The following is a 22081-nucleotide window of genomic DNA, read 5'->3' as shown; positions in this document are numbered from 1 at the left end:
CCTATGCCGTCACCAGATCGCTGATCGTCAGGTTGTTGTAATTCTCAGTATACATCAGATCGGTCATGGAATAGCTCGTGCCTGTCCCATCGCGGTCAACCTGTAAGAAGCTATGATTACCTGCATAGGTGATTTGCACCCAATCAGATAGTGTATGTGTGGCACTGTCATAGCCGTAGTCACTCAAGACATCTGCGATATTGATTGTCTCGCCAGCTTGGAAATCACCCACGAGATCACGTCCATCAAAGGCGGTTTCACCTTCGAAGACAAATGTATCAATTCCGTCCTGCCCCCAGAGTTTATCAATGCCTTCATCCGCATACAACGTGTCAGCACCATCGCCGCCCAGAAGCGTGTCCGCTCCATCGCCGCCGCGCATGGTATCGGCTCCAGCTTGCCCATACATCAGATCAAGCCCAGCATCACCGTTTAAGACATCATCGCCGTTACCGCCCCAGATCGTATCGGAATCTGCGCCGCCATGAATGGTGTCATTCCCATCTCCACCAGAGAGCACATCATTCCCGGCCTCACCGTGGATCTCATCATCACCTGCACCAACAAACCCGGTGGTGTTGTATTGGTCATCACCGAAGATAGTATCGTTGCCGTTTCCGCCGTATAAGACATCATCGGCCTCATAACCCCAAATCCAGTCATGGCCTTCGCCGCCATAGATGTAATCGGTTACAGCTTGTCCGTTGACCTGGTCATTTCCACCATCTCCATAGATAGTGTCCAGACCGCCGCCGCCATACATGATATCTTCCCCATCACCGCCGTGGATAATGTCATCATCGTCATTGCCGTAGATAATGTCGTTCCCGCCATCACCCCAGATTTCATCCTGACCACCACCGCCGTGGATCGTATCGGCATCATCGCCACCATGTAATTGGTCGTCTCCGCCTGAGCCGACAATCGTATCTTCGCCCGCGCCACCATAAATGACATCAGACCCGTCATTCGCACCAGCGACCGCGTAATCACCGTAGATCAGATCATCGCCAGCATCACCGTGGATCGTATCGTCTCCGGCTGCACCGTAGATCGTGTCATCGTCATCGCCGCCATAAATGGTGTCGTTGCCAGCCCCGCCAGCAATCGTGTCTTCTCCGGCATCGCCATAAATGGTGTCGTCACCTGCACCAACGTAAGCCGCGCTACTGGCCGTATCATCGCCATACAGAATGTCATTGCCTGTGCCGCCGTAAAGAATATCCGCCCCGGCCCAGCCTGTAATGATGTCAATGCCGCCATTCCCGCGCATTGTGTTGTTCCCAGAACCACCAACCAAGGTATCGTAATAATCTGAACCAATCGCGTTCTCGATAGAAATGAACGTGTCTGATCCGTCCGCCCCAGAAGCCGAATTACTCGTCAGATTGATCGTCATGCTGCCCGTCGCATTCGCATAAGAGGCAGTATCATCACCAGCCCCGCCATCAATCACATCATTGCCCGCACCGCCGGAAAGCGTGTTCGCAGTCGCGTCTCCTGTCAGGGCATCGTCTCCAGAACCCCCGATTAGGTTCTCGATACCCTGGAACGTATCAGTCCCTTCACCTGTGGCAGTACCAGTGATCAGGCTGGCCGTGATCGCTGCTGAGACACTTGCAAAGCTCAGTGTGTCATTGCCTTCACCACCCCAAATCGTGTCATTCCCCGCACCGCCGGAAATAAGGTCATTGCCGCTTCCTGCGTGAAGCTTATCATCACCGTCTTCGCCATAAAGCTCATCATCGCCTCGTCCGGTTGATACTGTATCATTTCCACCATCAGCATTTACAATATCAGTGCCACCATTCGCGAAAATTACCCTACCTCCTACATGACCGGAGATAGTTTCGGTCGATGTGTCTGATGAACTCAACTCAAAAATCAGAGGATAGGGATAGATTGTGAAGCCATCTTCAAACTCAATGCTTTCGATGACTGCATCTGATTGAGATTGTTGAGAAATCGTTGTAGTTCCTGACAGCACTGCTGTTGCTTCCAACACCAGATCATTCCCATTGTAAGAAAAATCTATGTCTTCTGGCCGAAGCGCATTTCCTACTATCAAGCGATCAGTGCCACTTAAGTCAACGATAGTATCCAAGCCTGATGAGAAGTAGAAAATATCATCTCCTGCACCTCCGCTTAAATCATCATCGTCGGCTCCGCCGTCAAGTTCATCATCTCCACTTCCGCCCGCAAGAAAATCGTCTCCGCCTCCGCCATAGAGTTTATTATTGCCGTTCCCACCCGATATACTGTCGTTACCGTCTTCACCATTAATGATATCGTCGCCATCTTCCCCAGAAAGTGTGTCAGAGCCTGCGCCGCCATAAATTGTATCGTTTCCATTCCCCCCATATACTTGATCGTCCCCACCCCCGGCATCTACTGTGTCATTGCCACCGTACGTACTGATGTTATCGACAGTGCTGCCAAATGTAATGCCATCAATGACGTCATCCTGCTCGCTGCCAATAGTATTCATTGATCCCGACCAGTTCAGGAGCAGGTTTTTGAGATCGAGGTTTGTGTCATAAAGCTCCACGGTCTCAACGCCGCGCCCATCAGCGTCTCCAAGATCAAGAAGTTGATCTGCGATAGTTACATTGATACCCACAGTGCCGCCACTGTTTAGGCCAGTAATTCTAATGTGATCGTTTATGACGCGCGTATAAACCAAATCTGTGGAGTATAATTGCCCGTTTGAAAACATTTTCAGCACATCAGTCCCGGAAGAATCATTAATGTAGACGCTGGCGTTGCCCCAACCAATATATTCGTAAGTATCATCTCCCGTGCCGCCTTCGGCTAGGTCTTGAATAGAAGCATTCCCCCAACCATCGCGTATCAGATCGTTTCCATCTCCTCCCACGCTGTGATCAGCGCCTTCACCTCCGATGAGGGTATCATTGCCACCAGCGCCATCGAGGAAGTCATTTCCGTCCCCACCACTCAGAAAATCATTAGCGGAATCGTCGCCTGCGTTGTCCAAACTATGACCGTAGATAAAGTCGTTTCCAGCGCCGCCTTCATAGTTGTCTGCTCCGGCATACCCAACCATAGTGTCAGCATTCAAAGTTCCAGTCTGACTATTGTTCGAGCTGTTTCCTTCATACGTTTCGCCCAGCGGATTATTAATACGGTACTCAACGGACGTTATGCCGTTGGCGGGGTCATGGTTAGCAGAATCCAGAACCAGACTTGAATCGCTACTGGAAATCGCAGCGGCAAATAATGAGTTCCCGGTAGCATCCAGGCCGAAATCATTGCCCGATCCATTGTGCTGCGTAATAGACCTCAGAAACGCAGAAACATCCAACCAGAAGTCAAGGCGTTCACTGGCTGTACTCAAGTTGGTGGCGATGTCCTCCAAGCTGTCCAGCGCGTCCTGATCAAAGGTACGAGCTCCAGGAATATCCAGAATATCGCCAGCAAAGTCATAGCTGATAGTATCAGTGAAAAGGTTGCTCGCCGCCGATTGCATAAGAACGCTTGCGCTTAAACGCGGGAAAAGCGTCGCGTCCCAGAACTCCTGAAATTCACGCGCTTGCACCGCGCCGGGGTCAGTGCCCCATTCGTTCCTGTCAACGAAGCCTTGGCCGAGGTATTCCTCAACAAATTCGAGCTGGCGTGCATCCTCAATAAAGTCTCCCCGGCTTGTTGGGCTGACACCATCTACACCCGCCCATCGGAAGAGGATCGCCTCAATAGTGTCCGTTACATCCGACCAGTTCTCGAAAATCTCGGTGAAACTGTAAGAGACAATCTCTGTCATCAGAGACATTAAGCTATCTGGGGCAGTTTCATCGTTATCAAGGCTCAGCGCAATGTGCAGATCAGGCATCTGGTTATAACCGCGCATAGTCGGCAGGAAGGCCGCGCGCACATCGAAATTATAGTCCTGTGCGTAGCGCGTATTGGTCGCTTCGATTTCAAAATTGTAGTTCCCGGCTTCAAGCGTGCCGGAGGAGGTGGTGACCGTGCCCGTATGCGTCAGGCCTGTACCAGTGCCACTCCCAATCACTGTAGCGGCTAGATTGATACCAGTGATATTGAGCGAAGCCAGGCTCAGCAGCTCTTCGCTTTGCGTCTGGCCATCCAGGTTCGCATCCTCCCAGATTTCAAGGTCTGACCAAATCGCGTCATTGGCATCAATAACCCCGTCACTGTTGCTGTCATGCGCGGCCAACGCGGAAAAACCGTCCGTTGTTGCATCGCCGAACATCTCTGTCCCATTGTCGATCCGGCCATTATCGTTGAGATCACGGACAAGAAATCCGTCGCTATGCCACGATGTTGCCTGCGCAAAGCCATCCCCGTCGAGATCGAAGTAGGTTGTGTAATTCCCACCAGAGGCGCTAATGTAGTCCGCGCTCACCCCGTCTCCATCAAGATCGATGACAAGGGGATCCCACCACCCAGTGAGCGTAACGCCAAAGAACACAAGCGTGGTTTCGTACCAATCAGAAATCTCATTAACTAAACTTTGGGTCGTAGTTGAAACCCAGTCAACCCAATCTGCAACGGCGTAGAAGGACCCGCCTGCAAGATTTAAGACAGCTTGAAATGCATTAATCTTATCCGCCACTATCGCCGCATCAGCATTCCCGGAGTTCGCATCAATCCAATCTTCCATGGCCTCAAGAGAAGCAGCCAGCCATTCGGCTTGATCGCCATAGTCCTTAAGAATGTCTGACAAGCTCTGCGCGCTACTGATATCCGCACCGAAGCCGAGAAGTAGACCTTGCCCGACCGTATCTAGAAAACCCGTACTATCTATTGCAGCTTCGAAATAATTTTGTGCCTTGGCCGGATCGTGTTCAGCCAAGATACTAAGTGGCGTGTAGAGCGCAAAAGCTTCCGGCCCGAGGCCGATTGCATCAAGTGCATTTTCGTGAATGGTATTTGTGACAGAAAAATCAAGTTCACCATCACCACCTAAATTGTTTATATTGTTTAACCTTGCCGCCAAATCTTCCTGCATGAGAGTATACTGCATCAACAGTCTAGCGTCTGACCCCGGTGAAAAATCCACCACCGGTGTAGCAACCTCAGCAAAGGCCGCCGTAAAATAGTTCGCCATCTGTCCATTTGTTGTACTATTTTGAACCACACCAAAAGCAATATTTGCGTAGTTCTCGATACTTGTAATTCCAGAGTTTTGCCCCTGTATTCTTAGTTCAGTGTAGTAAACTTCGGCACGGTTCTGGTTTTGCAGATGTAGAGCCTTGAAGTCCGCGAAAGTTAGATTGGCGAGCGCTTCGAGTTGCGTTGTATCAATGGCTGTCATTACTCTTGATCCCTCTTAATGGCTGTTAGTGAAATTCGATCTTGTATAAATTGGGTCGCCGCCTCTCGAGAAGAGAAGCTATCAAACACAGCAAGAACATTGGCTTTTATTTCTCGCCAACTCGGCAATAAACGGCGATCATAATTTAATTGGATTTGAATGTCGTGATGTCGGTAGTAGTGTGTACATTGCGGGACAGAAATATCAGCCAGCTTCTCGGAGCATGTTAAATATGAGATAATTTGACCATCTTCACTCTTTTCATACCAAACATCGTAACGGTCTTGGTTTGTACCGTTAGGCTGTCTATAGTGCTCAAGGCCAAAAAAGTTTTCAACAAAGTGACTTGCATCCAGATATTCAACGCTTTTTAGGGCTGAAGCATTAAATTCAATTGAGCCATTTTGAACTTCTGAAGCCAGTATACTCAGATTTGTCCACCAAGGGGTTTCTTTATTTATTCGCTCTTGTTCATCTCGCGGCAAGAAACTCGGAAAGTAAGTACGAAGATGGATTTTATTGTCCGTAAATGGCGGCACAGACTTGTTGAAATAAGATTTCGGAATGAAGTAATCACGCTTACCTACCACCCCTTTGACAACTTCGTCTGTGTATCGCGACTCATCTTTGCATGCAGCACCCGGGAGCAAAAACAATAGCAAGAATAGGGATAGCGTGTATTTCTTCATTTAACCTCCAAACAAAGCACATCATACGCGCGTGTTTTTGCATTTGATACTAATTATAGGTTGCGTACTCAGGTGGCTGTGGATAATTCCTTGTGAGCAAAGCTGGAAAACAAATAGGCGTAAGATGAGCAGAATATCTCTACCCAATGGCATTGATGCTCTTATGTCGGAGCATTCGCTACAGGACGCGATGCGCTTGATTGAGCGCACGGCGCGTTGGGTCGATCCGGCGACGTTTGAACTATTGCCAGTCTGGTATCCCGAGTTCGCGCGTAACGTTCACTTCTACAAGTCCAACTGGACTGAACCGCAGATGAACACCAATCGCCAAACTGGCCAGTCGGTACATAAGCAAGAAGGCAATTCAAACGCGAACAAAGCCCTGACCCATGCCTTGGGTTTGCGTTCAGATGGTCGCAAGGATTGGACATGCTGCCATCTGTGGGGTGTTGATGATGCCCGGTATCAAGAAACAAACGCTGTGGTTCAGGACAGGCGCTTCTTTTCCTGTGTTGCGAACATGGTTCTCCTACCAATGCCGCTCAAAGCCTTCACCGATGCCATCCCAGAAGTGAAGGCAATGTTGAGGATCTGCGCCCGGAACCTCTATGGCTGGCAGTGCGATCACGATAGTCAGAGCGGCACAAATTCCGCCCTTGATTGCTGGTCGGACTGGAGTTCCTACCCTGCGAGCTGGCCGAAGAAGAGCGACGACCCTCAGCCGCCAGGTATCATGCAAATCAACGCCGATATTCGCAGTTCCGCCCAACGACGCTGGAACGCTATCCGCAGAGATCTGTCACAGGCAGGGCGGCACTACCCTCGCAATGAAGTTATGGAAGCCCTGAACTATTGGAACCTTGATCCATCGCAGCCACTTGAGCATGCGCGAGAGCGGAACATTAGCACCTGATCATGTTGCGCCGCATTAAATCTACCTAAACGCCCCAAATCGCCACTAAGTGCCACGGCAAGATGTTGGTGGTACTACCACCACCTCTTGGCAAGGGAGCCCGCTGCGCGCTCCCGTTGCATCCCTCCGGCGGCTGGCTCATCCAGGGTATACGAACCCATTCAGAGCCAGGAGAACGTGTGGCCGTTCAAACACCACCATTTCATGGAGACCAGGAAGGGAGCATTTCATTGCTGCCCTTGCCTTGGAACCATCCCATCGATCCAAGGGCTATCGCGCCCCTTGAAACCACTCGCAGGGCTTGGAGATGTCCCTCTCCACCTGCACCGAACCATGCACAAACGACTGGCCGTTCGATCACCAATCAGGGGAGCGTTCCTGCTACCCCCGATACCCCCATGACGACTTCATCGAGACCAACGAGCGTTCCTGCCCCTATGAAACCCTGCCCCCTGCGCGTGTTGTGAAGAGATGACTCCACCGCGGTCAAGAGGCTGTTCCCAATCCACCTAAACTTCTTGGGGAAACCCATACTGAACAGATTGCCATCAGGTTGAAAGCATGCTCACATATATCCTAAGTTGATTTGCAAAAAAGGTTGAGGAACCTAGTGACTGAATTCGTACTAACCTCTGAAGAACTAAAAGAACTTGAACTCCCCGAGGTTACCTCCGTTGCGCCACCGAGTTCAGCATCGATCAATGCGAAACCAACGTTTCAACCTCAACAGTTAATTCTTCTCTTCGACCCGGATCAGTGGGAAGAATTTATCCTCGAATGGGCGCACCAGAAAAAGAAAGAGTACACCCTTGTTTCAAGACTGGGCGGCGCTAACGATTACGGCATCGACGTCGCTGCCTTCCGAACAGCAGAAGGGTTTCAAGGGAGTTGGGACAACTACCAGTGTAAACACTATGCAGACCCGTTGACTCCCAGTGATGCTTTGCCGGAAATTGGAAAGATCCTCTGGCACTCGTACAATAAGAAGATAACCGTACCGGACAACTATTTTTTCTTTGCCCCGAAAGACTGCGGAGCCAAGCTGAAGAAACTCTTGCTGGATAAGCCAAAATTGAAGCAGGAAGTTACTTCACGTTGGGACAAAACAATTGCGCCCAACATTACCTCCAAGGAAGCGATTCCACTATCGGGTTCCTTTGAAGCATATGTGACAAAGTTCAATTTCAACATCTTCCAATACAAGCCTAGCTTAGATGTAATTGACGAGCACAGGGCCACCCCCTACCACGCAGCTAGATTTGGCGGTGGTTTGTGCCCTAGACCAGCAAGTATTTCACCGCCGATTGCTCCTTCCAGTGACGAAAATAGATATATCGAGCAGCTCCTGGAAGCCTATTCTGACTGTGGACAAGAAATCAAAGGGGTAGATGAACTGGCCTCTCACAAAGAGTTCCAGGACCATTTCAATCGGTCTCGGCAGGTTTTTTACGAAGCTGAATCGCTTGTAAATTTTGCTAGAGATAGCGTTCCGAAGGGAACATTTGAAGCGCTACAAGATGAAGTCTTTCACGGTGTAAAAGACACGGAAGAAGAGGATTATGAGACAGGGTACAAGCGCGTCAAAGCAGTTACGAAAGAGGCTTCAAAGTTAAACTATTCGGCCAACGGGTTGAGCGGAGTGGTAACGGTAAAAGATCTTCGTGGGATTTGTCATCAGCTTGCGAATGGTGATCGTCTGACTTGGAGGAAGTGAAATGGCGATAACAGGCAAGACTAGAATTCAACCTTTCAACAGCCCCTTCGAAACGGGAGTGCGGTCTCTCTGCGTCTTAGCTTCCGATATGGATATAGAACTAGACCTCCAACAACTTTCCGCATTTGACTACCTAGTTGTTCATACTGGAGACTTTGAAGCTGCCCCATCCAGTCTCCACCCGGAGAACCCTACTAGGAATGGTGAACTGGTAATACGTCGTGAACTCGTTGCGCGCGGGTTAAGCCTCATGGAAGCTAAGGGGTTGGTGTTGAAGACGATGCGACCTAACGGCTTTTTCTATAAATCAACTGAAATCGGAGAGGTGTTTATAAACAGCCTCACCACACCATACATTGTTGCGCTCCGAGAACGAGCCATTTGGACTATTAAGAATTACAACGCGTTTGGGGGAAACGCCTTCCCCATTGTGTTTAACAAAGCGTTCGACCGTTGGTCGGCAGACTTTCACTTCGAACAGATTGCGATTTCGACCAGATGACTGATACCCTTACAATGAATTTTAGGCACCTTTGCTTTACTGGTCCGCGAAAAAAGCCAGCTGTCATTGAGTTTTCGGATGGATTGAATATTGTCTTCGGTCCATCAAACACCGGGAAGTCATCCATCCTTGACGCCATTGACTTCATGATGGGGCGAGAGCGCAAGCTTAAAGAGATCCCCGAACATGTCGGATACTCTGACATTTCACTCGGTTTGGAGTTTTCTGATCAAAGTAAGTTCACAGTCGTACGTTCAATCGACGGCGGACACTACAAACTTTTCTCTGGGCTGCACAACGCGCCGCCGGAAGATCAAGAGTTCCAAACTCTTCGAGAAAAAAATTCAACAAAGAAGGAGCAAAGCCTATCTGATTTCATTTTGGAAAGAATCGGCCTGGCAGGAAAGCTCCTAAAAAGAAACGCACGAAACGATAAGGAAAAGCTTTCAATTCGAACATTGCTGCCAATCTTTGTGGTGGACGAAACCAATATTCAAACTGAAGGCTCCCCTTTCATGTCTGGGCAGTTCACTAAGAGGACTTCGGAAACTTCAAGGTTAAAGCTGCTTCTCACCGGTGTTGATGACAGTTCACTCGTCTCCGAAAAAACATCCGAAGCAGAAAAAATATCTCGGTCTGCTCGTGCAGGATTGCTGGATGATCTAATTCAAGACATGAGGACCAAAATCCTTTCGGTTGCGAGCAAGGATACAACGATTGACGAACTTCGCGATCAAGAAAGCAAGCTGAATGGGTCCATTGAGCAGGCAAACACTTCTCTTCAAGCTCACCAGAAGGGATACTATGAAGCACTGTCGGCGAGAAACTCTGACAGAAAGCAGCTTCATGAAAAAACTGAACGGCTTTCAGAAGTTAAAAGTATGCGCAAACGGTTTAATATCCTCCTGTCTCACTACCTGTCTGACGTGGAACGGCTGGATGGAATTATTGAATCGGGCGCTTTAGTTTCCGCCTTATCAGATGAGATTTGTCCACTCTGTGGTGCTACACCAGAGAATCAAGACCCCGATCACGCCTGCGACGGAGATATTGACAGCATCGTGCAAGCAGCCCAGGCCGAGAAGTCGAAAGTACTTCTGTTGCACAGGGATCTTTCGCGAACACTTGAGCAGCTTAGCATGGAAGAGCAAGAGGTGGACGGTCAAATTGTGGCGCAGCGCGCGCAATTGGATGAAAGCCAAAAATCTTTGAACCTCCTTGAACCTGACTTCACTCAGTCACGAACTGATTACTCCGAGTTGATTTCCAAAAAATCACAAGTCAGCAAGGCGATTGGCTTGTTCGAAACTCTGGAAGATTTGCAAACACGATTTCAAAGTCCTGACGAGGGCGAAACGCCTGATAAGAACACTGACAGTACCAAAGTTCCTGCTGTTGCGCTTTATGATCTGGCGCAAGAGATAGAAAAACTTCTTGAGGAATGGAACCTGCCTAATGCCGACAATGTTCACTTCTCCGACGATGAGATGGATATTGTCATCAACGGAAAACATAGGGCGAGCAATGGTAAAGGTCATAGGTCGATCACGCATTCGGCAACGAGCATTGGATTAGCACGGCTCCTCGAAAGAAAGTCTTTGCCTCGTCCCGGGTTTGTGATCTTGGACTCCCCGCTCATTGCTTACGAAGAACCTGACGAGGATGATGAAGTCTCACAAACGGACTTGAATGAAAAATTTTTTGCAGATCTTCAAAAATGGAACAGCACGCAAACAATAATCTTTGAGAACAAGAAGTCGATAACGCCAAACATAATGAACTATGGGAGAGTTACTCAGTTTACGAAGAGCGAAACACACGGTAGATATGGTTTCTTCCCTCTTTAAGCAGAGAGTAGAGGCGGCAGGCGTGCCGCCACTCTTATCCTGACGCGTGCCCTGGCACGCTTGGAACCTATTCTTTCAGCTTGCATCAAATCCGGTGACGCCTGGCGGCTGTGGGTCAATCATCTTGCCGCCGCTATCGCGGTCTCCCGAGAAGACGTTGACCCATCACCGGAAGGTTTGATCGAGACGTCCCGAAGCCGCGCATGCGCGGCTTTTTTGTTGGGACGCTCGCCGCTGGGCAGAGGTTCAAGCGCGGGGTCATCAGGACGGCTTCGCCTTCAACCTTATGAAAGCGAGGACATTATGACTCTCCTGTTTGCCCAGCCCTACGACATCTCCGCCACTGGCTTCTATTTCGAGGACTTTGCTGACTATGAAACCAAGGCCGCAGCCTTGCGGAACCACTACGGCCAGAAGGTCGAGGAGTTTGAAATTCAGTTCATTGACGGCGAAGCCATTGATTGCGCACTGGCCTCAGCCATCGGCATCAACCAAGCCAACCTGCCCCAATATTTCGAGCTGGTCGAGGAGTTGGGCGATCACGACAAACAGGTGATTATCATTGCCGTTGGTGAGTGTGGATACGATTTCGAACCAGACCCGCGCCGTTTTGACGTGGATATCTATCCGGTTACCTCCACGCGCGAGCTAGCAGAATTGTTCGTGGATGAAGGGCTGTACGGCGATATCCCCGAGCCGATCCGGTTCAATATCGATTATGAGGCCATCGCCCGTGATTTGGCCGTGGACTTCACCGAAACCGAGATCGCAGGCGAAACCCTTGTCTATGCGTGCCGATGATGGAGGGCCACGTTTTTTGTTTTGTAGCGACGAGTCGCCAGACGATACGACCGGGACCGTCTAAATGTTTTGTCCACAACCTATTGATTTAACGCTGAAAAAATGTAAATTCTAAGTTGAACCACCTGACAGCAATGAACTGTGCCTGAAGCGCGCAGAGATAAGGATGCACCCCCGGAATGCATATTGAAAAGATCACTCTAAGAAATTTCAGATGCTTTGGCGACAATGCCACGTCAATTTCACTAGCGCCAGGCATCAACGGATTTGTAGGAGACAACGGGTCTGGGAAATCATCTGCGCTTGAAGCGTTGAAAAGGCTGTTTTCACCAAACCCGGAGGAATGTCGACTTCGAAAATCTGATATTCATTTCGGGCCAAAAGAGGACAGCCAAACGGTTTCAGAGAGAGAGGTCTTCATAGATGTCGTTTTTGGGTTCGACGAAGGCTTCGATGTTCCAACCGTTTTCAATGATGTTTTCTTTGACGCCTCAGGTGAAGCTCTAAAGGTTCGAGTGCGCCTAGAAGCACTATACGTTAGCAATGAAGCGTTTGAAGACGAAATTGAAGTCAAGACTTACACTATACGCACACTGGATGAAGTACCGTTTGGTCCCGACGATGAAAGAAAGGTTCCATTTCGAGGACGGCCACGCCAATTTGCAGAGCTTTTCTATATACCGGCCCACAGAGACTCTCTTGGCGTTACCAAACATGCGTTAAAAAATGTACTGAAGAGGATCGAGCGTTCGGCTGCGTGGGATGATATCACAAAAAGCCAGTCAAAGAACTTTGCCCAACAGCTTGAAGATAATTTAAACGGTGTTGTTGCCATTCAAAAGGTTACTGAAGACTTGAAAGGGTATTGGGGAGCCTTGCACGATGGTCACTATGATGCTGATCCGTTAATTAGCGTCGTCGCCACAGAATTTGAGAAACTAATACGAGACCTAACACTCCGTTTCCAGAAATCCCCAGGGGGCGGACAACGGCAGTTAGATGAGCTTAGCGAGGGACAAGTATCTCTCCTGTACTTTGCTCTGTCAGCGACTCTACATGGATTAGAAAGAAAAATGGAGCGCGCGAGCCCGAAGGCCCTCGAGGGCTTTAAGGCGATCGATTTCACTCCGGCACCCTTGACCATTTTTGCTCTTGAGGAGCCAGAGAATCATTTGGCTCCATTCTATCTACCAAGATTGATGTCCCTATTATCAAAGCTTTACGAAGACGGATCAGCTCAATCGATAGTCACCAGTCATTCAACTAGCATCCTAACCCGCATCCCGCCAAGAAGGGTTCGGTATTTCAGAAATTGCAGATCTAAGCTTACGAGTACTGTAAAAAACATCCCCCTTCCAGAAGAGGGTACCGAAGAGGATAAATTTTTAAGTCAGGTTATTTTGGCCAATCCTGAAATATATTTTGCACGACTAATCATCGTCGGTGAAGGTGATAGCGAGAGAATTGTAATACCGCGTATCGCTGAGGCGTTCGATATTCCGCTGGACCCTTCCTTTGTAGCCTTCGTGCCAGTGGGAGGACGTCACGCACAGCATTTGTGGACGCTGGCTAGCGGACTAGGAATACCGCATTTAACGTTGCTCGACCTTGATCTGGGGAGATATAGTGCTGGAATGGGGCGGGTGAAGAATGGAGCGCAATGGCTTAAAGACATAGGCGTACCAATCGAACCCTCTGATGTTATCTCGAACGAGGAACTTACGCCTGAGACCTTTCAAGGTTGGGTAAATTGGCTGCGCTCGAATGAGGTATACTACTCCAGCCCACTGGATCTAGACATGATGATGATCAGCCATTTCCCTTCAGCATATGCACCCTCAAAAGCATTTGATCCCAGCAAGGTAAAAATGACTGACGTTGCAAAATCTGTTTTTGGGGATAACGGAAAGGGCAACGCGGAACTAAAAATTGTAAATAAGGAATTCACTGACGAACAGCTATACGTATACAAAAACCTATTCAAGTCCAAGTCGAAGCCGGCATCACATCTTCGGGCATTGGCAACTCTTGAAGACAAGGAAATTCTTGCTGGATGCCCAGAGCCATTGAAGGCCTTAGTTCAAAGAGCCAAAGCACTTTTGAAGCCGGAAATTGCGGACGAACCCGACCGGAATTTCTTTGACGATGGTGAAGTCATGGAGCAAAGCGAATGACGCATGTATCAGAGGAGAACTGGACCCCGTCACCAGGTATACGACTAGAGGGAAAAGCACTGGAGATAGTGCAATCAGATCGTTCACTGACAGTTCTTGCGGGACCAGGTTCAGGCAAGACCGAGATTCTGGCACAGCGGGCCGCATACCTCCTTCAAACAGGCGCGTGCCCTCCACCTCGCAAGATTATAGCGATTGCCTTTAAAGTAGACGCGGCGCGCAATTTGTTAGATCGCGTGACGGATAGATGCGGACAAGATGTGGCAAAACGTTTTGAGTCACTGACTTTAGATGCTTTCGCCAAGAGATTACTGGATCAGTTCTTAGAAGCTGTACCAGAACCATGGAGGCCAACCGCTGACTATACAATTTTTTTCCCCAACAGAGATATTTGGGAAGATTTTGGCCAGCGAAACAGTGAGGACCACCCAACAATCCGCGGCAAAAATAATAGGCAACTTGATAAATTAGTGCACAGCTCAATGCCTTGCTTCAGCATTGACGACATATCCACGCCGGATCACGGGATTCAATTTTCTTGGTGGCACGAAAACGTCAAGGCTACACAATCTCGCCTAACGTTTGATATGATCAAATTGCTTGCTACACATATCTTAAGTTCGCGGCCAGCAATCTTAGAGGCGCTCAGAAATACCTACTCCCATGTTTTTCTTGATGAGTTTCAAGACTTCACCTCATCTCAGTATGAGCTATTGAAAGCTGGTTTCTTCCAATCGGACGCGCTCTTGACTGCAGTGGGGGACACAAATCAGGCAATTATGAGGTGGGCTGGTGCACGAAAAGACATATTCCAAAAGTTTGAGGAAGACTTCAATGCAGATAGTGAGAGGCTTCTATATAATTTCAGATCCAACAGTCGAATTGTGTCCGTAATAAACAGTCTCGCATCCGGGATAGAGAACGACTATGTCGAGACTGTCTGCGCTCGACAGAACGAAGATGTTTCCGATGATGCGGTATCAGGCTGGGTCTTTAACACGCGAGAAGACGAAGCAAAATATTTGGCTACTTACATCTCGAACGAACTACGAGATAACCAACAGCTATCCGCATCCGACTTTGTTATTCTCGCTCGCCTTCGCGTTGACGATATTGAAAAGCGCCTTCGTCCATTTTTTGAATCTGAGGGAGTCAAACTTAGGAATGATGCAAGACTGCTTGGGAAAATCGCAGTACAGGACTTAACAAAAGAGAGGGCTTTTCAGTTCTTCAAGAGTGCATTCAAGCTTTCCGTAGGTGTTCGCGAGGGAATGCCATTTCAAGAATGTAGGGATACAATAGCTGATTTGCGCGGCTTGGACATCAGCACTGAGCGAGGACACAGTGAAACCCTTAGATACATCCGAGAACTTCTGGACAGCCTCAAGGCGTTGTCGTCGGATAGAGTACCGTCTACCCTTTCCGGCGCAGAAGTTTCTGAAGTATTGTTGCAGCATGTGGAACTCAGTGAGTTCAAAAAGGCTTTCAGAGAATATTCAAGCGAAGATCGCTTGAACGACGTGGTATCAGGATTCGAACAGTTCTTTGACGAGTGTCGTAGCAATGCTGCGACCTGGCAGGAGTGCATTGACAACATTGAAGGTGCGAACACGGTTCGCCTGATGACCATCCACAAGAGTAAAGGTCTCGAGTATCACACAGTAATTTTTCTTGAGCTAAATGATGACGCTTTTTGGGGAAACGACGACGACGTAAATGTGTTCTTTGTAGCCTTATCGAGAGCAAGAGAGAGAGTACACTTTTCAGTCACTCGTGACTCTAGAGGGATAGAGAACGTTCGTGACTTTTATAATGATTTGGGAAATGCGGGCGTATCTTTCACAGACAGATGATCTTGAGAAACACTCTATGACATGGAGTCACGGTTTTACTGTTCGCGCATTCAACTCCGCCTGCAATGCTTCCAGTGTTGCCAGAGCATTCCGGCGTTCTGGTGTGTTTGGGGCGCTAGCGGCCAAAGCATTGAAGGTTTTGCGCAGCAGGCCGCGCAGTTCGTTATTGCTGAACTTTGCGGCTTCAAATCGTGTGGTGAGTTTCATTCTCTCCTCCTTTGGATCAAGGAGGCCCCGACCATCAGGGCCTTTCGGCCCCGTTCCCATCATCCTCGGCTCATAAAGGCCTGATGGTGGCGGCTGTTCGTGATTTGAAGGAAGGGGAGAGAGATCACCTGTGCGATTTAGCGCACGCATTTATAGCGATGGCGCGGCAAGCGCTTGCCTCAAAACCTGTTATCTGCTTTGACCGAGCAAACAAAAAAAACCGCGAGGAACACATGGGAATTGATCTGACTGGACTAAGCCCGGCGGAGCTGGACGCACTAGCCAAAGACATTGCAGCCCGCAAGGTGGAAGTGGAAAAAGAAGCCAAGCAAAACGCCTATGCTGAAATGCTGGTCGTTGCCGAAAAACACGGCGTGTCATTCGAGGACGTGATTGCCCTGCACGGCGGCAAAGGGCGTAAATCCGGCGCTAAAGCTGCCGCCAAATACGCTAATCCCGAAGATGCCTCCCAAACCTGGAGCGGACGCGGGCGTAAACCCGCATGGGTTCACGCCGCTCTGGAAGCCGGGAAATCCATCGAAGACCTGGAAATCTAAAACGGGATCAGATCGTCGTCTTCCGGCTTTTTGCGGGCTGCATCGTTGAAGTCAAAGCACTCCTGCAATGCTTCCAACTCGTCCTTACGGAAGACGACATACGCCCATTCGATGGCAAGACGCAGCATGTCTTCGTGCGTATCGCAGTAAAAGCCGCTCATCTCATCGAGCATGGCGGCGTGCTTTTCTTTCAGGTTCAGCATTATTGTATGTCTCATGACAGTCTCCTTTCTTTAGTTGGGTGAATAATCGTCATCGCGGCCACGGGCGCGGTCACGGCTGCGTATATGATCAGAACCGCGCTCCCGCCCGCGTTTTGGCTCGGGCCGGGTTTCCGGCACCTTGCGCAGCTTCACGGCTAGCGCGACATCGCGGTTCAGCTCTTGCAGCTTGGCCTGCTGTTTTTCCCGCGCCAGCTTCACTTGCCGCTGCAATGTGCGCCGTTCGGCCAGTTGCTTGCGGATGATGTCTTGCTTTTCAGCACGGTCACGGCTCTGCGCGCGGGCAATCTCGGCCTCGTTCTCTTGGCGGATTTTACGGTTCCTGCCCGTGATCCAGCCCCAGAGCCCGCGAATGCCTGTGGGCGTTCTGGCCGCGCGTGCCTTTTCCTCAGTAAGCCAGCGTTCTTGCTGCTTGCGTTTGAGATCATCACGGATTTTGCGCTGGCGCTGCACCATCTGGTCGCGTTGGAACTTGGCCGCGAGATTGGCTTTCTCAGCTCTGGCGCGTTCCTCCTTCGCCCAGGCCTTGAGTTTGGGCGTAAGTTGCGCCGCCACATGCGCCCTTGCCATATCCGTTGACAGCAATTCTTTCGGATCACCAAGACGGGTTTTGAGCTCTTTGGTCTTTACTCCCGTCATGCGGCTGAGGGAATACACCTCACCGCGCCAATCCACGGCCACAAAGCCGCGTTTGTCACCACGGGCAAGCCAATAGCCATTCCCGTTGAGCGCCGCTTCAAAGGCCTTACGATCATCCGATCCGCTCCAGCATTCCCGGATCAGAGATTTGACCTCTCTCGGGTCTTGCTTGGTACGTTTGGCCTGCTGCCATTCCGCCAGCGTGAAGCTCAGCGGATCGCGGTTTTTCTTGTCCTTGAACCCGTCCGGCATGCGCCAGCCATGTTCCAGATACAGCTCACGCGAGACCTCATTCAGGCGGGTCTTGTAGTAGGGCAGCTCAATCGCTTTCATCTGCTCGCCGTCGATCCGCGACCAAACAGCGTGAGCGTGCCTGCGGCCTTCTTTTTCATGGAAGACAATGGCGCGGGGCTGGTTTTCTAGCCCGAGACGGGATTCGGCGCGGGCAATGGCCGCTTCAAACGCCTCCACTGGCACATCTTCATGCTCCGGCGGGTTGAGGCTGAGGGAGAACAGATGCTTTTTGCAGCGCGTGCCGCGCGCCACCGCTTCACATTCCTGCATCGCACCCGTCAGGTCATCAGCCGCAAAGCCGCGCAGATCGAACAGCTCTACATGGTCATTGTCGCGATCATTCAGCAAATGCCGCGCCAATTCCTTGCCATGTGCCCGCTGGTTGCCTTTGAGGATCATGAAACGCCTCCATTCAGGCCAAGCGCTTCGATCAGCGCTGCGCGCATCTTGGCGATGTCCGCGCAGGCCTCGCGCAGCTCGGATTCGATTTCCGGATGCACAGGCAGCGTGCCCGTGTTTACGGCACGGGCGAGCTGGTTGAGGTTGCTGGAGAGGTGTGATTGCCCCAGAGCCGCCAGAACGCGCCCCAGAGCCTCATGGTCTGCCACAGGGTTCCTATTCCTGCGCCGCACCTTCTGGAGATCCTGTGCGAACAGCACGGCCTTGATATACGCACCCAGAGGCACGCCATTGGCCGCTTCTTCGAGCTTTGCGCGTTCCTCAAAGGTCAAACGCAGTGAAAACGGCGCTTCACGCTTTTTAGCAGCCTTGGCGGGCTTTGCCGCTAGATCGTTGAAATTATGGTGCGAATTCGTCATCGTCGCACCTCAGATCGTTACGATCAAAAGATGCGAGATTGCGCTCCCAGTCCTCTAAAACCTCGAAGAGAGAGTTTGAACTTTCTCTCTCCAGGCGCGCCATTTACCAAATCCAGACAAAAAAATTGCCCCCGCGGCGTGCAGGCAGGTCAAGCTTGCAGGGCGGACGTCAACGCAGCCAGCACTTCGCTTTGCCGTTTCGACTTGCCCAGGCTGGGCGGCCAAGTCAGCCAGTAACCGTCAATCGTCGCCAGGTCCGGTGCCGGGGCGCATTCCAGTTGACCGGTCTGCAACAGGTTCGCAGCCAGCACCCTGGACCCCAGCACGACACCCAGGCCAAGGCGCGCCGCCCGAAGGGCATGCGCCATGGAATCGACGGAAACCGGCCCGGCCTCCGGCGGAGCCTCGCCCGTCACCCGCGACCATTCCGCCCAGCCCGGCCGCTCACCCCGCAGCTCGATCGCCGGCAACTGCCGCCAGTGCTCGACCCGGCCCGGCGCGGTCATCGGCTGCAGCACCTCACTGGCCAGCAGCGCCTCCTGCCGCCCCTCCCAGCCGCCGCGGCCATAGCGGATCTGCAAGGCGCCGTCCGCGGCCTCGAAATCCAGCCGCTTGGGCACGGTTTCGGTCACCAGCCGCAGGTCCGGGCAGGCTTCAGAAAAGGCCGCAAGCCTCGGCAGCAAAAGCATTTCCAGGTGCGACGGCAAGCCCGCGATCCGCAGCTCGCGAACCGTTTGGCCAAACAGATTTTCGGTTCCCTGCTCCAGCGCACGCAGGGAATCATGCACCAGCGGCAGGTAGCTTTCGCCGTCCACAGTCAACGATACACCGCGCGCCGACCGGATGAACAGCTGGCGGCCCAGCCAGGATTCCAGGTTACGGATCCGCTGGCTGACCGCAGCCTGGGTGGCGCCGAATTCCTCCGCCGCGGCGGTGAAACTGCCGTGCCGGCCCGCCGCTTCAAACACCTTGAGCCAGTCAAGCGGCGGCAGCCCCTGTTTGGTGACCTTTTTCGCCATTAGAAAACCTAACTCTCAAACCCCGATTTCCGTCGTTCTCTTGATGGCTCAGCCGCGGTAGCAGCACAAGAGAGAACAAGGCCAACCGGAGAAACCCCATGCCCCGTTCCGTGACCGCTGACGCATCCGGCAGCTTTTTGACCCTGACTTTCGAAGACGGCAGCGAGAGCCGGTTCCACGCGATCTGGCTGCGCGACAATGCGCTGGATCCCGAGACCCGTTCGCCTGGCAACGGCCAGCGCCTGATCACCATCGGCGACATTCCAGCTGACACCAGGATCAGCACGGCGCTGGTGGACGACGGGGCCCTGACTGTCACTTTCGCCCCTGAAGGCAAAACCGTGACTTTCCCCGGCAAGTGGTTGAAGTCCAACGCCTATGACACTGATCAGTCATCAGAAGTCGGCCGCACCTCCCCGGATGTTGAGACCTGGGACAGCAGCCAGCCTGCCCCCGCGTTCGACTGGAACGAGGTACAGTCGGATCCCAAGGCAAAACGCGACTGGCTGGACGCCATTGCCCGGCTTGGGTTTGCCAAGCTGGTGAACGGCCCGGTGCGCGAGGGGGCGCTGATTGAGTGCGCCAGCATGTTCGGTTTTGTTCGCGAAACCAATTACGGCAAGTATTTTGAGGTCCGGACCGAAGTGAACCCGACCAACTTGGCGTATACCGGCCTGGGCCTGCAGGCGCATACCGACAACCCCTACCGCGATCCGGTGCCCAGCTTGCAGATCCTCTATTGCCTGGAAAACTCGGCTGAGGGCGGCGACAGCATCGTGGTGGACGGTTTCCGCGCCGCCGAACGCCTCCGCGACGAAGACCCGGAGGGCTTTGCCCTGCTGGCTGGAAATCCGGCCCGGTTTGAATACAAGGGTTCTGACGGGGTGCATCTGCGCGCACGCCGGCCGATGATTGAACTGTCCCCCGATGGCGAGATGATTGCGATACGGTTCAACAACCGCTCCTCGGCGCCGTTTGTCGACATTCCGTTTGAGAAGATGGAGGCCTATTACGCCGCCTACCGCCGCCTGGGTGAATTCATTGATGATCCCGAAATGGGCGTTTCCTTCAAGCTGGAGCCAGGGGAAAGCTTTATAGTCGACAACACCCGCGTGCTGCACGCACGGCTTGGCTATTCCGGCTCCGGCTCGCGCTGGCTGCAGGGGTGTTACGCCGACAAGGACGGGCTGTTTTCGACCTTGAACGTTCTGAATGCGCAACTTGGGGGCTGAGTGATGAGCAAGCCAGACGTCAGCAAGCTGAACCGCGGCAATATCGTTGAATTCATTGGCGGTATCTTCGACCGCCGCGGCGATGAGGAATATCTGGGCGAGCCAGTCACCATGGCCGAACACATGCTGCAAGGCGCCACAATCGCCGAGCAGAACGGCCAGCCGGAAGAGATTATCGTGGGGGCCCTCCTTCACGACATCGGCCATTTTACCAGTGAATTCGGAATGTTCTCCATGGATGACACCGAGGACCGTTATCACGAGGAGGCCGGCGCCGAGGTTCTGGAACAATTCTTCCCGTCGGTGATCACCGACTGCGTGCGTTACCATGTGGCGGCCAAACGCTATCTCTGCGCCACCAAGCCGGAGTATTTCAACCGGTTGTCAGAGGCTTCCATCCATTCGCTGAAGCTGCAAGGCGGGCCGATGGATGCCGAAGAAGTGGCGGAGTTCGAGAAGAACCCGAACCTCAAGCAGATCATCGCTGTTCGTTATCTGGATGAGGCCGGCAAGCGGGCGGATATGGAGACGCCGGACTACTGGCATTTTGCACCGATGGTCCAACGGATGGTCGACAAACACATGGGGGCCTGAGATTCCGCAAAATGAGTGCGCCCGAGTATATCTTTGAGGCCAGCACCAAACCCTCGCTGCCCTGGCATGAGGTGCCGCTGATCCGGGCGACAGAGGAAAGCGTCAAGGGTTATGGCTGCATGGTGGATGATCCCGAAACCATTGAGATCGAAATTGTAAAGTGGCCGGCCCAGGGCTGGTGTCCGGTTGACGAGGGCACCGGCGATGAGGCCGGCTGGGTCGAGGGCACCTTCCGCGGCGACTGGCGCGGCGATGTGCTTTATGGCGAGAACGAAGCCGTTAACGGCAGCTATGTTCTCGGCTGGTCCACTGATCCGCAGCAGGCGCAGGCAGACAAGCAGACCGCGCCACGAAATCAGGTGCTGCTGTGGCACATGAATTACCACCCCGACGGCGGGCAATTATTCTTTCCATTGGACAACAAGCCCTTCATCATTCCTGCCGCACTGCCTGGTGATGACCTGAAACCGGAAATGGTTGTGGCTTTCTGGTGCGATGGCTCCAGGGGGCTCTATATCCACCCTAACATCTGGCACGAAGGGATTTTCCCGGTGGACAACAGCCAGCGCTTCCTGGACCGGCAGGGCAAGGTTCACGCGCGGGTCAGCTGTGATGTCGGCAAGGAGTTCCGGGTTTACCTTTCGTGCCCGCTGCAGGCGGACAAGATCCAAGGGTAAAGCACTGGACAGAAACACAAAACGGCGCCTCAACGGG

18 protein-coding genes are annotated in these 22081 nt (G+C 51.9%); 11 read left to right on the top strand and 7 right to left on the bottom strand.

Going from position 1 to position 22081, the window contains the following annotated elements:
- Position 1: 1 nt before the first annotated feature.
- Both CAER_RS30670 and CAER_RS29880 read right to left on the bottom strand, forming a co-directional pair.
- Complete coding sequence (locus CAER_RS30670; RefSeq protein ID WP_027237585.1) at positions 2 to 5293, bottom strand: calcium-binding protein; 5292 nt, start codon at positions 5291 to 5293, stop codon at positions 2 to 4.
- Positions 5293 to 5982, bottom strand: a complete 690-nt coding sequence (locus CAER_RS29880; RefSeq protein WP_154667824.1) for a hypothetical protein — start codon at positions 5980 to 5982, stop codon at positions 5293 to 5295. Before CAER_RS29880 ends, CAER_RS30670 begins: the two co-directional genes overlap by 1 nt.
- A 124-nt stretch (positions 5983 to 6106) precedes the next feature.
- Here CAER_RS29880 and CAER_RS28385 point away from each other — a divergent pair, with 124 nt between their 5' ends.
- The 7 genes from CAER_RS28385 (at position 6107) to CAER_RS0123020 (ending at position 15786) form a co-directional block, all read left to right on the top strand.
- On the top strand, positions 6107 to 6895 hold the full coding sequence (locus tag CAER_RS28385) for a hypothetical protein (RefSeq protein ID WP_051357843.1): 789 nt from the start codon (positions 6107 to 6109) through the stop codon (positions 6893 to 6895).
- Between the two features lie 610 nt (positions 6896 to 7505).
- On the top strand, positions 7506 to 8609 hold the full coding sequence (locus tag CAER_RS0123050) for an ABC-three component system protein (protein WP_027237584.1): 1104 nt from the start codon (positions 7506 to 7508) through the stop codon (positions 8607 to 8609).
- A gap of 1 nt (position 8610) precedes the next feature.
- Positions 8611 to 9111: an ABC-three component system middle component 2 gene (locus CAER_RS0123045; RefSeq protein ID WP_036797546.1), complete on the top strand. Its 501-nt coding sequence runs from the start codon at positions 8611 to 8613 to the stop codon at positions 9109 to 9111.
- Positions 9108 to 10958: an AAA family ATPase gene (locus CAER_RS28380; RefSeq protein WP_051357842.1), complete on the top strand. Its 1851-nt coding sequence runs from the start codon at positions 9108 to 9110 to the stop codon at positions 10956 to 10958. Before CAER_RS0123045 ends, CAER_RS28380 begins: the two co-directional genes overlap by 4 nt.
- A gap of 60 nt (positions 10959 to 11018) precedes the next feature.
- Positions 11019 to 11759 (top strand): antirestriction protein ArdA, encoded by a 741-nt coding sequence (locus CAER_RS0123035; protein WP_245597398.1) that lies wholly within the window; start codon positions 11019 to 11021, stop codon positions 11757 to 11759.
- A 179-nt stretch (positions 11760 to 11938) separates the two neighbouring features.
- Positions 11939 to 13933 (top strand): ATP-dependent nuclease, encoded by a 1995-nt coding sequence (locus tag CAER_RS29385; protein WP_084299625.1) that lies wholly within the window; start codon positions 11939 to 11941, stop codon positions 13931 to 13933.
- The gene (locus tag CAER_RS0123020) at positions 13930 to 15786 is read left to right on the top strand and encodes a UvrD-helicase domain-containing protein (RefSeq protein ID WP_084299624.1); all 1857 of its coding nucleotides are present in this window, start codon (positions 13930 to 13932) and stop codon (positions 15784 to 15786) included. The genes CAER_RS29385 and CAER_RS0123020 overlap by 4 nt, the downstream gene beginning before the upstream one ends.
- Positions 15787 to 15813: 27 nt before the next feature.
- Here CAER_RS0123020 and CAER_RS29380 read toward each other — a convergent pair whose 3' ends face one another.
- Positions 15814 to 15993, bottom strand: a complete 180-nt coding sequence (locus CAER_RS29380; RefSeq protein ID WP_084299623.1) for a hypothetical protein — start codon at positions 15991 to 15993, stop codon at positions 15814 to 15816.
- Between the two features lie 83 nt (positions 15994 to 16076).
- Between CAER_RS29380 and CAER_RS0123010 the strand changes: the two genes are divergently transcribed.
- On the top strand, positions 16077 to 16550 hold the full coding sequence (locus tag CAER_RS0123010) for an H-NS histone family protein (RefSeq protein WP_245597397.1): 474 nt from the start codon (positions 16077 to 16079) through the stop codon (positions 16548 to 16550).
- Here CAER_RS0123010 and CAER_RS0123005 read toward each other — a convergent pair.
- The 4 genes from CAER_RS0123005 to CAER_RS0122990 form a co-directional block, all read right to left on the bottom strand.
- Positions 16547 to 16768, bottom strand: coding sequence for a hypothetical protein (locus CAER_RS0123005; protein WP_154667822.1), 222 nt, complete (start codon positions 16766 to 16768; stop codon positions 16547 to 16549). The genes CAER_RS0123010 and CAER_RS0123005 overlap by 4 nt on opposite strands.
- 15 nt (positions 16769 to 16783) lie before the next feature.
- Positions 16784 to 18103 carry a relaxase/mobilization nuclease domain-containing protein gene (locus tag CAER_RS28375; protein ID WP_051357841.1) on the bottom strand — a complete coding sequence of 440 codons (1320 nt, stop codon included), beginning with the start codon at positions 18101 to 18103 and terminating at the stop codon, positions 16784 to 16786.
- Positions 18100 to 18522, bottom strand: a complete 423-nt coding sequence (locus tag CAER_RS0122995) for a hypothetical protein (protein WP_027237576.1) — start codon at positions 18520 to 18522, stop codon at positions 18100 to 18102. Before CAER_RS0122995 ends, CAER_RS28375 begins: the two co-directional genes overlap by 4 nt.
- A gap of 149 nt (positions 18523 to 18671) precedes the next feature.
- Positions 18672 to 19541 (bottom strand): LysR family transcriptional regulator, encoded by an 870-nt coding sequence (locus tag CAER_RS0122990; RefSeq protein WP_027237575.1) that lies wholly within the window; start codon positions 19539 to 19541, stop codon positions 18672 to 18674.
- 98 nt (positions 19542 to 19639) lie between these two features.
- Here CAER_RS0122990 and tmpA point away from each other — a divergent pair, with 98 nt between their 5' ends.
- Genes tmpA through CAER_RS0122975 form a run of 3 tightly spaced genes read left to right on the top strand, consistent with a single transcriptional unit; the run spans position 19640 to position 22044 of the window.
- A complete protein-coding gene (tmpA, locus tag CAER_RS0122985; protein WP_027237574.1) occupies positions 19640 to 20773 on the top strand; it encodes a 2-trimethylaminoethylphosphonate dioxygenase in 1134 nt (377 codons plus the stop codon).
- A gap of 3 nt (positions 20774 to 20776) precedes the next feature.
- Positions 20777 to 21367: a (R)-1-hydroxy-2-trimethylaminoethylphosphonate oxygenase gene (gene tmpB / locus CAER_RS0122980; RefSeq protein WP_027237573.1), complete on the top strand. Its 591-nt coding sequence runs from the start codon at positions 20777 to 20779 to the stop codon at positions 21365 to 21367.
- 11 nt (positions 21368 to 21378) lie between these two features.
- On the top strand, positions 21379 to 22044 hold the full coding sequence (locus tag CAER_RS0122975; protein ID WP_027237572.1) for an ureidoglycolate lyase: 666 nt from the start codon (positions 21379 to 21381) through the stop codon (positions 22042 to 22044).
- Positions 22045 to 22081: the final 37 nt, after the last annotated feature.

Origin of the sequence: Leisingera caerulea DSM 24564 (assembly GCF_000473325.1) — a bacterium.
Classification (GTDB): Bacteria; Pseudomonadota; Alphaproteobacteria; order Rhodobacterales; family Rhodobacteraceae; genus Leisingera; species Leisingera caerulea.
Note: the sequence above shows the minus strand (reverse complement) of the source record. Positions and strands in the feature narration are given on the sequence as shown.